The organism is Terriglobia bacterium (assembly GCA_020072565.1).
Taxonomy (GTDB): Bacteria; Acidobacteriota; UBA6911; order UBA6911; family UBA6911; genus JAFNAG01.
Genome location: JAIQGI010000064.1, coordinates 16606 through 28998, shown reverse-complemented (window position 1 = coordinate 28998; position 12393 = coordinate 16606). Strand labels below are relative to the sequence as shown.

10 protein-coding genes are annotated in these 12393 nt (G+C 57.5%); 6 read left to right on the top strand and 4 right to left on the bottom strand.

Translation table 11 applies throughout. From position 1 onward, the window contains the following. The first annotated feature begins 555 nt into the window (after positions 1 to 555). On the top strand, positions 556 to 1197 hold the full coding sequence (locus LAP85_26095) for a hypothetical protein (protein MBZ5499885.1): 642 nt from the start codon (positions 556 to 558) through the stop codon (positions 1195 to 1197). 182 nt (positions 1198 to 1379) lie between these two features. Here the strand turns inward: LAP85_26095 and LAP85_26090 are convergent, their stop codons facing one another. Together LAP85_26090 and LAP85_26085 are read right to left on the bottom strand one after the other, a co-directional pair. Then, complete coding sequence (locus LAP85_26090; protein MBZ5499884.1) at positions 1380 to 2213, bottom strand: class I SAM-dependent methyltransferase; 834 nt, start codon at positions 2211 to 2213, stop codon at positions 1380 to 1382. Between the two features lie 195 nt (positions 2214 to 2408). Beyond that, a complete protein-coding gene (locus LAP85_26085) occupies positions 2409 to 3713 on the bottom strand; it encodes a hypothetical protein (GenBank protein ID MBZ5499883.1) in 1305 nt (434 codons plus the stop codon). A gap of 355 nt (positions 3714 to 4068) precedes the next feature. Between LAP85_26085 and LAP85_26080 the strand changes: the two genes are divergently transcribed. Next, a complete protein-coding gene (locus LAP85_26080) occupies positions 4069 to 4455 on the top strand; it encodes a transcriptional regulator (GenBank protein MBZ5499882.1) in 387 nt (128 codons plus the stop codon). 206 nt (positions 4456 to 4661) lie between these two features. Here the strand turns inward: LAP85_26080 and LAP85_26075 are convergent, their stop codons facing one another. Beyond that, entirely contained in the window at positions 4662 to 5285 is a 624-nt protein-coding gene (locus LAP85_26075) for a hypothetical protein (GenBank protein ID MBZ5499881.1), read from the bottom strand. 71 nt (positions 5286 to 5356) lie between these two features. Beyond that, the gene (locus tag LAP85_26070; protein MBZ5499880.1) at positions 5357 to 6424 is read right to left on the bottom strand and encodes a medium chain dehydrogenase/reductase family protein; all 1068 of its coding nucleotides are present in this window, start codon (positions 6422 to 6424) and stop codon (positions 5357 to 5359) included. 100 nt (positions 6425 to 6524) lie between these two features. Here LAP85_26070 and LAP85_26065 point away from each other — a divergent pair, with 100 nt between their 5' ends. From LAP85_26065 to LAP85_26050, 4 genes are all read left to right on the top strand, one after another. Beyond that, complete coding sequence (locus tag LAP85_26065; GenBank protein ID MBZ5499879.1) at positions 6525 to 9152, top strand: SBBP repeat-containing protein; 2628 nt, start codon at positions 6525 to 6527, stop codon at positions 9150 to 9152. A 346-nt stretch (positions 9153 to 9498) separates the two neighbouring features. Further along, complete coding sequence (locus LAP85_26060; GenBank protein MBZ5499878.1) at positions 9499 to 11064, top strand: Fic family protein; 1566 nt, start codon at positions 9499 to 9501, stop codon at positions 11062 to 11064. 506 nt (positions 11065 to 11570) lie between these two features. Then, the gene (locus LAP85_26055; GenBank protein MBZ5499877.1) at positions 11571 to 11987 is read left to right on the top strand and encodes a BlaI/MecI/CopY family transcriptional regulator; all 417 of its coding nucleotides are present in this window, start codon (positions 11571 to 11573) and stop codon (positions 11985 to 11987) included. Beyond that, on the top strand, positions 11984 to 12352 hold the full coding sequence (locus LAP85_26050; protein ID MBZ5499876.1) for a hypothetical protein: 369 nt from the start codon (positions 11984 to 11986) through the stop codon (positions 12350 to 12352). The genes LAP85_26055 and LAP85_26050 overlap by 4 nt, the downstream gene beginning before the upstream one ends. The last annotated feature ends 41 nt before the right edge of the window (positions 12353 to 12393 follow it).

Here is a 12393-nt window from a genome sequence, read left to right as displayed (position 1 = left end):
CGCTGGAGTTCCTCCAGCATCATCTTTCGTAGTCGAGTCACAAGCCCCTCCTTGTGACCCAACCTTACTATGTTTCGGCGTTATTGCCGCCAATCAGACTATTGGCACCAAGTCCGCCGCACAGCGGCTTCGTTCTAGTCCGCTAACCGGACAAAATCCTGGCCAAGATAGGGAGATCGGAACGCTCAGCAGAAATTCCGACATTGAAATTAGCCTATCTGACTGGTTCGAATCTGGGCCTGTTGGCTCTTTCCAGTTCTGCGACCCGCCTCTCAAGCTCCGATACTTTCATTTGTAATTGCGCGACTGTCAGCCCAAGGTAATCGGCGCGGATGGCAGGACCGGAGACTCCTGTTGACGCAGCTCTGAGAGATGAGTCGTAGCGCGCCAACATCAGCGCCAAAATGCAGAAGCAGAAAACGATCACCACGAAGATTCGGTATCGCATATTGATCCGTTTTCGGTTTCGATCAAGAACTGCATTCATGACTGAGGACGACAAAGCCCTCTTGATTGTCTGACAATTTTAGACGCCCCCCGCTTCAAAATGTTCCCATGGTGCTCCAGTTGGAGAAGGAATGCGATCGGTTGATCAAGGAGGCGCAAGGACTAATCAACGATGCCGAAATTTCAAAAGCTCTAGCCCTTCTGGATAATGCCTGGGAACTGACCCAGAAACATGCATTTCTTGCTAGCCGTCAACCATCGATTGCCGCTGAACGTGGCCACGCATATTTTATGAAGCGTGACTATAAAGAAGCGGTTCTGGCCTTCAAGATTCGCTTGGATTTTGAGAAGAGATCTTGTGAAAAAAGGTACGACGCCAGCCCTTACGCCATTGGGTGTGGTGAGGCGTTTTTTGAGCTAGGCTCTGCAGAAATGCGCCTCGGAGATAATCCCACAGCTCTGGCTCACCTACGTGAGGCGGCCGCCTGCTACGAGATCTTTATGGATAGGGGCCGGGACTCCAGTCAGCTTGCCAAGCTGGGCTACCGGTTCTATTCTGGCGAAGCCACAGTGCTGGCAGGCGTTGCAGCCGGACGCCTCGGTGACAAGGCCGGCGGCGTCGCCCTGATCAATAGTGGCATTGAAAACCTGGAGAAAGTACGAACCGATCCGATAGCCAACGCAGAACTGGTCGCGGCCGCTGTTCGGGCCGTTGCTTTTGCAAAGGAACAACTATCGATTCTCAAATAAGCAAACATAGGGCGCTTGCAGGATCCCGCTAAACCGTAAGTATGCCTGTTCCTTAACAGAGGATTTTGAAAGTGACCTCATCGCGGACCCTGATTCTGCTCCAGCCAACTTATCAACGAGTGACTTACTAAAGGAATCCCATGCTCCGCCTGATTCCCCGTTGTTCTTATTGCGCCAGATTCTCACATCGTCTCGTGTGTGGGCTTAAAATAGGGATTCCGACTTTTACAAGTAGGGCATCGATAGAAGAACCATTTAACTGCCAGGATTGAGCCAGGGTGACCGGCACCGCAATGGCTGCAAACGTTAAGAAAGCCCGGCACTTCGCGGATAATTGAAGGGTTTCGGCCGAATACCAGAGTCCATCCATATATGGAGTAATGCGTCCCAAGCATTCTATCCATCCACCTCACACAGATGTTGAGCAAAAACCGCGCAGCTACAAACATCGCCTCAGGAACGCGGCCCAGCCATCGAATACGCCGTGGGATCGGCGGCACGGCCAGCCCATGCGGACGGAGAACAAAATGGCGCCTCGCAATGAAATTGAGCGACGTGTACAGTTTTGTCCATTCGACAAGATGGGTACCTGTGCGTTGCTCAACTTCGGCGACTAGGCTTTCGCGCTGGAACCTACTGACGTGGCCACCGCCAGCCAAAAGAAAACGATACAAACGGTCAGTGAACCCCGCTCCGTCCGGGACCGAAATATACACGTTTCCGTGAGGCTTAAGAATGCGGCTGATCTCATCCAGAGTGTCTGAAACACTCGAAAAATGCTCCAGGGAATGATAGCAGATGACCAGCGCAAAGCCGTTATCGCGGAAGGGCAGACAGGAGCTTGTCGCGCAGAGGCGCAACACCCGATCCGACGAGCGTGCAGATCCAAAATTAGCCGGATCGTTATCAACCCCTGCTATGACAAATGGGAAACCAGCATAATGAAAACTTCCAGGGCCGGCGCCAAGATCCAGCACGCGCTCTTGTTCGGAAACTCTTTCGAGTAATGAGTACACTCTAGATTATGCACCATCCTTATTTGTATATCTGGCAGGTAATAAGATCATTTCGGCTCGCATCGCGACCACCGGCAAAAGCCGGAGGCCAGGGCCTTTAAACCGGCTATGGACGCATGCCATCTGAGTATGGTTTTGGTTTGGGTTAGTGGTACTGGGGGTTGAGAAACCTCCGGTTAGTTCTGGAACACGCGTTTATGGACGGCCCCAGGCCGGCATCTCCCCGCTCTCCATGAGCAGGTGCTCGCCGCGGCCGTCAGTGCCAATCAGCCAGAGCGCCGGGCGGGTCTTATCCCATGGGTTATAGATCTCCTGGCCCCGCTCGTACACAATCCAGCGGCCGTCCGGTGAGATCGCGAAGTCGCGCACCGCTTCATGGGTGAAGTGAGTGAGCTGCGTCTCGCGCTTTGTGGCCAGGTCGAAGCGGCACAGGTTGGCGCCGTCACCGGACGTCATGGGTTCCATCCGCAGGAACACGAACCCGGAGCCGTCTGGAAGCCAGCGGATCTGCTGTATGTGCTCGTTGGAGTCGTCGTAGTGCAGCACGCAAGTCGGGTTATGGCCCTCCTCGTCCGTCTGATAAATGCTATTGTCTTGCTCGCCGTCGATGACAAATCCGTGCGCGTACAGGAGATTGCCGCCAGGCAGGCCCGGAGTTCCCCAATCGAACGCGGCCACCTGAGTCACCGGTTTGCCACCCAATTGCGTGCCGATGCCGGCCCCGGGCTCTCCCTGTCCTGAAACGCGCCAGACGCTCGCGGACTGGCCAAACCGGTAGGCGATCTGCTTGCCATCGCGGCTCCACACGGGCCGGTATGCCCCCATCATCTCGAAGCCCCTGCCCGTGAGCGTCATCGAGGCTTTGTTGGTCTGCCCCGCCACGAGGCGCAGCGGGGGCCCCGGCCATCGGCGCCCGCCGAACGCCACCATCACCGGCTGCAGCGCCCCGGGGATCACGGCAACGTCGTTGAACGTCACCGTCGCGACACCTTTGTGCGCCACCATCACCGACTCCGGCTTGCTCGCCCCCACCACATACACCACGACCACCGAGGCCAACGGGTCCGTCGAGTCGTTCGCAACCGTCACGGCGACCTTGCACTTGGGGTAGCTTGTCAGTTCGCTGAGCGACGGCGAGTTCGTCAGCCGGTGGAGTCCCTTGCCATCAAGCCCGATGCCGTACAGGTCCGATTCATAGTAAGAGAATGCTTTCTCGTGACTGCTGGAGAAGGCCAACTCCTTGCCGTCTGGCCGGAGCGCCAACTCATGCACATCGCCATATCGCGATTCGGACGGCGGCTGAGTCCAGAGTTCGCGGTCGCCCGTGCCATCGGGCTTGATCAGGCGAATCTGCTCCCAGTCCCGCACGTAAGCGATGGTGCCCGTCGGTGTTGCGTTAGGTGAGTCACCGCGTGCCCACATCCCGCCGAGGGATAGCATGGCGAATGAAGCGGTAAGGCACACGCTCAGCAAGTAGAAGCGGATAGAGCAGATTGTCATCTCGACACCTCATTACTGGTAGTTCGGGCGCATTTGACTGTCTGTTGGCAACCAGCGGTACAGAAGTCCCCAAAAAAATAACCCGCTGTTATGGCTGGAAATAGCTTTTGGTCTCGATCGCATCATATCAACTTATTACGATCTGATGACTACTACAATGTGGTAGTATACTCGTAGGCTGTTATCTGTTGAATGTCAAGAGAATTGTGACACTAACAAGTCTCGCTGGCGAAACCGGCTGTGAATTGCAGGCATGCAAACAAGCGCAGAACGGATCAAACGCCAGATGGATAGTGAGAATTCATCGCGTACCCCGTTGTAGTAGGATCGAAAACGGTACGAGGAAGAGCCTGGAATGAAGAAGAAGGAGTTTGCAGAAATTCGGCGGCATTTGGGGAAAACCCAAGCCTATATGGCACAGATTTTGGGCGTTTCTTCCAAGGCGATTCAGAGCTTCGAGCAGGGTTGGAGGAAAATACCTGTGCATATCGAACGCCAGGTTCTCCTTATTCTTGCTTTGAAAAGCCACGCTTCCCAAAAGGACAGACCTTGCTGGCTCAGTCGAAATTGCACCGTGGAGAACAGGCAGGATTGCCCCGCATGGCAGTTCGATGCCGGTCATCTATGCTGGTTTATCAATGGAACCATCTGCGAGGGGACAGCCCAGGGAAGCTGGAAAAAGAAAATGAAAATCTGTCGCGAGTGCAAGGTCTACCGGTCCATTTTGCCGCTGAAGGTGTGAAAGATTGCAGTTCGCGATATCCATAATATTCTCACATCATTTTGGGTCCCATAAGGAGGAGATTACAGGGGAAAACACTTGCCCAAAGACAAGTGGAGAATGCTAAAATTGGCGAATCAGCAAAGGCGCAAAGTCTCTCTTAAGTGGCAGCCTGTCTTGTCTCACTCTCGCTGAAGACGTACACCCCACGTTGTGAATCGCGCTTGTTAGGCTGCAACCCCCTCACCTCGGCGAAGGCGCCGAGCAACTGCGGCGCCAGTGACTACACCGAGGTACGTGCCGCCGATGATATCCGAGAGCCAGTGGCTTCCTGTCACGACGAGGGCCACGGCCAACGTGACCAGAATGAACGCCGCGGCTGCACGTTGAGACCTGCGGTGGGCTCCGACGCCGACGACGAACGCGCCAACTCCCGCCATGGTCGCCGACGGAAATGCCATCCAGTTCCTTGAACCAGCGAACAGCCGGATACCGTAGACGTGATATTGCAGAAACGGCGGGTATACCTGTGACCGGCCAATGGCCACCTTGAGAACCAGCGCTCCCAATAGCGCGACTGCAGCGCCGGCCCCACCGACTACGAGTCGATTCACCCAGTCCGGCACGCTGTAAAATCGCCGCCAAGCCACCGCGGCCACGAGAAGCGACACCCCCGCGAGAAGCAGGCCGTCCAAAGGCCGGAGGATAAAAGTGGCGATGGCGAACGCGGTCGTACCATAAAACCGTGCGTCCAGCCACAAAGCGAGGGGCCGATCAACAAGAAGGATACATAGAGCTACCGCCGCACTGACGGCAGCCAAACCGACGAATCGTCCCCGCTTTCCCAACATCACGGTGTATCCGTTGCAGCCTGACGCTTGGCATCAGCGGCGGCGCGAAGCGCCGGCGCTGGATGCCGTTGTTACGCCGCTCCTGTTTCAAGCGATGACCCGTTGCACACGAGGACGATCTTGCCTGTCACGCCTCCCTTCCCGAGCAACTCGTGCGCCTGTCTTGCCTCGACAAGCGGAAATCGCTGCGCGATGAGCGGCGTGATCTTCTGCTGTTTAAGGAGGTCAAGCAGGGCGATCAAATCCTGTCGAAAGAATTCCGGTTTCAGCCGTTTGAGCGTCTGGATGCTGTAGGGGACCACCCGTTTCCGGCCCGGGAGAAGCCAGCCGCCGGCGATGTACAACCCGAAGATGGCGGTTCCACGAAAGCGTTGACGACGACCTGGACGACCTGAAGCCAATCCCTCCCCACGTAGCGAGGAACGAAGGCCGTAGCCCACCACCCTCCCGCCAGGACGGAGAGCCTTGCGGGAATGCCAGAGGTGGGTACCACCGATGGGGTCAAAGACGACGTCCACGCCCTCGCTCGTGAGGCGGTGGATTTCTTTTACGAAGTCCTGATGCTGGTAATCAACTGGGATACCGCCCAGGTCGGAAACGGCCGGTGCACTTCGCGATGAACAGGTACCGTACATCTCCAGCCCGGCGAGGCGCCCCAGCTGCAAGAGTGCCGTGCCGACCCCGCCTGCCGCGCCGTGAATCAACACGCGCTGGCCCGGTCTGACCTTAGCGGAACGATGCAGCATCTGGTACGCTGTGATGTAGTTCAGCACGATACTGACTGCCTCGGCGGCGTCCAACCCGGATGGCACCGGAACCAGTTCACGTTGCGGCAGGCAGACGAACTCCGCGTAAGCACCGTGGATCGGCAGCGCGGCAACGATCTGGCCTGGTTCGATTCCAGAGACGCCGTCGCCGAGCCGATCCACCACGCCAACCAGATCCCACCCCGGCGTGAAGGGCACCGGGGGCGTTTCGGGATGAACGCCCTCACGCGCCATTATGTCGGGCAAGGAGACGCCTGCGGCCAGCACTCTCACCCGCACTTCACCATTCTTCGGCTCGGGGCACTCTTCTTCAATTACCCGAAGTTCCTCGGGCCCGCCGTAGTGGCTGACGACGATGCGAGTGTGTCTCATGGACCTCTTCCTGTCTTGCCGGGTGACCCCACCAGTTATAATGAACGGGTTTAAGCACCGTAATACTTTGCTTCAGCATTTTGCAAATCCTTCCCCAATTTTGACATTATCGTCCATAAGTCGCAATCTGGGGAGCCAGAGCGATTACATCTCGGCGGTCGCCATCGATCCGGCCGGGACCATCTATGTCGCCGGCGGAACCACTTCATCCGACTTTCCAATCGTGGGACCCGGCCAGACTGGGAATCACGGTCAGGAGATCTGCTTTCTGGCAAAGATCAGCGCCGACGGTTCGAGGATTCTCCAATCGACCTATTGGGGAGGGAGCGGTACGGACGAACCGGCCGGAATGACCCTCGATCCTGGCGGCAACATAATTCTCTGGGGAAAGACAAACTCCATCGATCTCGAGACGGCTCAAGGCAGCCAGACGGTCTACGGAGGCGGACTCAGCGACGGGTTTGTGAGCGTCTTCAGCAATGACCTGAGTCCATTGTATTCGACCTACCTGGGGGGCGGCGGTGAGGACCGGATCTCCTCGGTAGCCGTCGATGCGCAGACCCGCGAGCTTTTTATCGCCGGCATTACCAGTTCCGAGAATTTTGCGGCTGGCTGCGTGGGAGGCGTGGATTGCGCCTTCGTTTCGTCTTTGATTCTGGAAAATCCGGTTTCCGCGGCTCTACAATCCCAGGTTTCGGTCGGGGGAGCGGCCGCCTATAAGTCGGGTCACGCGCCTGGCAGCCCTATGCCGGCGAAGATCAATGCGCGTTTTCGTGAGATCAGGCTGGTGCGCCGCAACGATGCGGACGATCTGGCGGTGATGGTCGGCGGCGAGTGTGCGCCGGAGGGAGCCTCCGCGGAGTGCAATTCAGGCGCCGTGCTTTATCTACTCGATTCCAATTTGAATACCAAACAATATTGGAATATATCGGGAAACGCGCCCGTTTATCCAGCAGCCATGATTCTGGATGGCCAGGGCAGAATCTGTGTGGCGGGTGATACTGCTGCGTCCGACCTGCCGTTGAGGAATGCGGTTCAGGGTTTTTCTGGAGGCGACTCGGATGCCTTCGTCATGGTTTTCGATCCGGGCACCACACAACTTCAGCTCGTAACTTATCTGGGCGGCAGCAACGCCGACTTTGGCGCCGGAATCGGTTTGGACCCAGGGGGAAACCTGTACGTATGCGGCACGACCTATTCTTCTGATTTTCCAACGCAAAGTGCCACTTATCAACGGCTGCGTGGCCAGTCGAGCGCATTCATCGCCGGGCTCTCCTGGGCGGCCGGTTCAAGCTCCATCCAATTGCCGGTTCTACCGGGCGGAGCAAACGACTACTCAACCCTGGGGAGCGGGGGTGCTACACGAGTCGGTTATGCCGTCCTGGACGCCCCTTCGGAAACGACCCCGTACGCTTCCGCGTTGTTCACGTTCGAGCAGAACGGATTCGTCGTCAGTGAAGTAGGAGTGCCCGCAACGCCATCGGCGCTCTCGAGCCAGATCTTCATCGATTACCGACCGAGCGCTTCCCTCAAAGATCATGTCGATGTTTCAACGGGATTTGCCATCGTAAATCCAAACGATCTGCCGGCGGCAATCAGCTACCGGTTGCGCGGCCGCGACGGATCCGTGGTAGCAAGCGGACACGGAACCTTCCCCGCACACGCACACACCGCAAAGATGATCGATCAAATTGCGGACCTGGCACCCGATCTCGTCCTTCCGGCGGACTTTGCCACTGGCTACCAGTTTGGTTCGTTGCAGATCGACAGCGACCATCCCGTTGCTGTCCTTGGGCTTCGCCTCACCAACAATCAGCGAGGCGAGGTCGTGATAACCACTTTGCCGTCGTCCGATCCGACCGCCAAACCTTCCTCCGAACCACTCTATTTCGCTCAGTTCGCCGACGGAGGCGGTTACCGGACCGCGGTGATTCTGATGAATACCGGCACATCGGAAGAGAGAGGTTCGATATCGTTCCGTGGAGATAACGGCGCAGCGCTGATGGTCCAGAGCGAGGGAGTTTCAAAATCGTCATTTGCCTACACCATTCCTCCCGGCGGCATTTATCGCATGCAAACGGACGGGGCGCCGAGCAAGGTGGCCGTAGGCTGGATTCAAGTGCAGCCGGATCAAGGCTCGGCGGCTCCCAGCGGATCCGGTCTCTTCGGCTACTCGGTAAACGGTATCCTGGTAACCGAGGCCGGCGTTCCTTCGCAGGCGCCTTCGACTTGCGTTCGACTGTATCTGGATCGGACCAACGGCCACGATACCGGCGTAGCCATTGCCAATCCTTCGGGAGCGCCCATCACCATTTCGCCGACCGCTTACCAACCCGATGGAATCGTTCGTGAGGCCGGAGGGGCAACCTGGGACGGAACCTTTGCAATTGCAGGAAATGGGCACCGGTCGGGATTCGGCACGGATTGGCTAAGCTGGCCGTACGGTCGAGGCAATGAATTCAAGGGAGTGATGGAGATACGATCGCAGCAGCCGTTCGTGGCTATGGCGCTGCGTTCGCTGGTCAACGGCAGAGGTGAGATGCTTTACACTACTCTCCCGATCGCCGATTATTTGCGTCCCGCGCCGCCCAATGCAATTTTCCCTCAGATCGCCGCCGGCGGCGGCTACCGCACCAAATTCATCTTCATCAACACGAGTGGGACAACAGCCCTGACAACATTGAGGTTATTCGCGAATGACGGCACCTTTCTCCCACTCGGAAAATAGATCCAGGGAATTATGGTGACAGGTTGACAACCTGGTGCCATTTTTCCTGCCTTACTAAGCGCAGCGTCATGAGTACGTGACAAAACTGGACCACAAAGATCACGAAGTACACGTTGGCATGCGGGGACGGGGCCGTACGCACGATTCTGGTATGTTGGGTGTCGCTGAGGCCCCTTTTGCGGCCGGCTACCGCGAGCCGGTGGCGCTTGGATTGATTGGTGTTATGCCAAAAGCTTTATGTGCTTGTATCGGTGCTGCATGTTTTGCTTGTGGTTGTACGGCATAAGTTGCTTGTAATGATGCAACATGATAGGCTTGTAATTGACCAAATTGGATGGGAGGCTCCATGGCAGCCCCGAATGAAAAGCTCGCTGACTCTCTCGATGTACTCAAGGCGCTCCAGGAGAAGGGCAGGCGTGTTTTCCGGTCAGACGACTTGAGCCGGATTCACCGCGAGCGTCTGGTGGCGAATGGTTTCCTGCAGGAGGTGATGAAAGGCTGGCTGGTCTCCACCGGCCCAGGCGCACGGCCAGGCGACAGCACGCCCTGGTATGCGTCATTCTGGGAATTCTGCGCGCGTTATTGCCGAGAGCGTTTTGGCGGCGAATGGTTCCTGTCGGCGGAGCAGTCGCTTTGGTTGCACGGAGAAAAGACGGTCATCCCGCAGCAGGTGGTGGTGTGCAGCCCCAAGGGTACCAACCACGCCATCGAGCTTCTCTTTGGCACTTCGCTTTACGATTTGAAGGTGCCCGTGATGCCCGCGTCGGCAGACCTTGTGGAAAGGGATGGATTGCAGCTGTTCTCGCCGGCGGCGGCGCTGGTCAGAGTGGCGAAATCATTCCTTGCTCGCAATCCGGTCGAGGCGCAAGTGGTCCTGACCAATCTCGGCGATGACGCGGATCTGCTACGGCTGTTGCTGAACGGTGGGCACTCCGTAAAAGCCGGCTGCCTGGCCGGAGCATTCCGGCAAATGGGACGGTCCGAACTGGCGGACGAAATAATCGGCGCGATGAAGAGTGCCGGCTACGATGTGCGGGAGAACAATCCCTTCGAGCCGGCAAAGGTTTTCGGCGCGCAGGCCGGCGGCGTGGCCTCCATCGTGAAACGTATCCAGATGCTCTGGGAATCAGCCCGCCCTGGCATCATCGAAACGTTTCCCAAAGCGCCGGGGCTGCCGAAGGATGGGAGTGCTTATCTCCGCCACATCGACGAGATCTACAAGAGCGATGCGTATCATTCACTCTCCATCGAAGGTTACTCGGTCACGCCGGATGTGATCGAGAAAGTCAGGCAAGGAAATTGGAGCCCGGAGAAGGACGACGCGGACCGCAAGAGCCGCGATGCGCTGGCAGCTTGGGGATACTGGCAGGCATTTCAGCTGGTAAAGGCAGCCGTACAGAAAGTGATTGCGGGAGACAATCCCGGCGCGCTTGCGCGCGGCACGCACAAGGAGTGGTATCGTGAATTGTTTCAGCCTTGCGTCAGGGCGGGCCTGATCGAACCCGGTGCGCTGGCCGGATACCGTAAAAATCCCGTTTATCTGCGCAGCTCGCGCTATGTGCCGCCCCGGTGGGAAGTCGTGGGCGATGCCATGACCGCGCTCTTCGACCTGCTCGAACAGGAAACGGAACCCGGCGTGCGCGCCGTGCTTGGGCACTGGCTGTTTGGTTATATCCATCCCTACGCGGACGGCAACGGGCGGATCGCACGCTTCCTGATGAATGTGATGCTGGCTTCGGGAGGTTATCCGTGGACAGTCATTCGCGTCGAGGATCGCACCTCCTATCTTGAAGCACTGGACCGCGCCAGCATCGACACGGATATTAAGCCGTTCGCGGAGTTTGTTGCGCAGTGCGTAAAATGGTCCCTTAAGCACCGCAATCCGAAGTTTTCGAAATCCGAAAAGAAATAGCGGGGGCGAGCCTGAGGTTCCCGCCTCGCGCCGTCGCGCGAACAGCCAATGCGGTTACGCTTCGGTTTTGACCTCGCGCAAGTTAGAAACAAGGACGTGCAGGCGCCGTGCCCAGGTTTCCAGCGCTTCCCGTTTTTCGGTGTCGTAGGAGTAGCGGTCATAAATGCCTGTCACATCATCGTCCAATAAGATCGATCTTTATTACGCATGAATGTCCGCGGATCGTTCACTCGAATCAGCAAAAAGAATCCGGCAGTCGTTCAGGCAAAGGGACGGTGCCGCGCGCGTGAGCAAGCGTTGCAGTTCGTGCCAAGGGAACGAAAGGCTCCGCTCGCCCACGCTCGCGGAGCTGTTGGCGCGTTCGGACGCTGCCCTGGTCCACCTGTATTCCCGCCGCGCCGGAGACGCGGGAGGACAATATAGACTGCTGTCTCTTTTTTTATTGACGGAACATAGACAAAGGTCTATAAAGTTGTCAACTCTCACTTCCTGCGGCTCTTTACCAGATCGAAAGGCTGAGGCATGACCCACAAAAAGGTACCTGCAGCGGAGCTCGAGGTTCTTGCCTGCCTGAAACACTTGGGACAAGCAACGGCAAGAGAGATCCGGGAGACCATGCATCCATACAGGCCGATGGCTCACGGCTCGGTTGTGAATCTGCTCAAGCGGCTCCAGGCCAAGGCGCTGGTCACCAAGAAAAGGGGAAGGTCGGCAAGGCCTTCGTTTACGCCCCGACCCAGGCCGCCGGGGCCATTTACCGGAATGTAATGAAGCGGTTGTTGAACCGGGTGTTTGGCGGCGACAGCTTGTCCTTGGTAGCATCGCTGTTTGAAACCAAGCCGCCCGATTCCGAACAGATCAGCAGACTTGAAGACCTGCTCGCTGAATTGAAGGAAAAGCAGCGGCGGAAGGATTCGCCATGATCCATGCCCTCAATCTGAGCGCCGAAATCTGGTTCCGCTATCTTGCCAGTGCCGCGCTGCAATCGACGCTCGTGGCGTCAATCGTTCTCGGAGCAGTCTGGGCAGGGCGGCGCTGGCCGCCTGCCCTGCGCCATGCCTTGCTGATGCTGGCGGTGCTCAAATTCGCATTTCCCCCGACCCTATCACTCCCCACCGGGATATTCAGCCGGTTCACGCCGCGAACAGGTGTAGCGGCCCCGCTGTTGGCAATGGCGGCAGAGAAAAGAACAACGCGGAATTTGCGTGCGGGATGTCCGCGCTCGGCTGCAAATCGGCCGTTGAACAGCCGTGATGATCAGGCGAGAGACATGCCTGCTGAAGCATGATGCGATGCGGGCGTGACGCCCGCGGTCCCAGGAGGAGGACC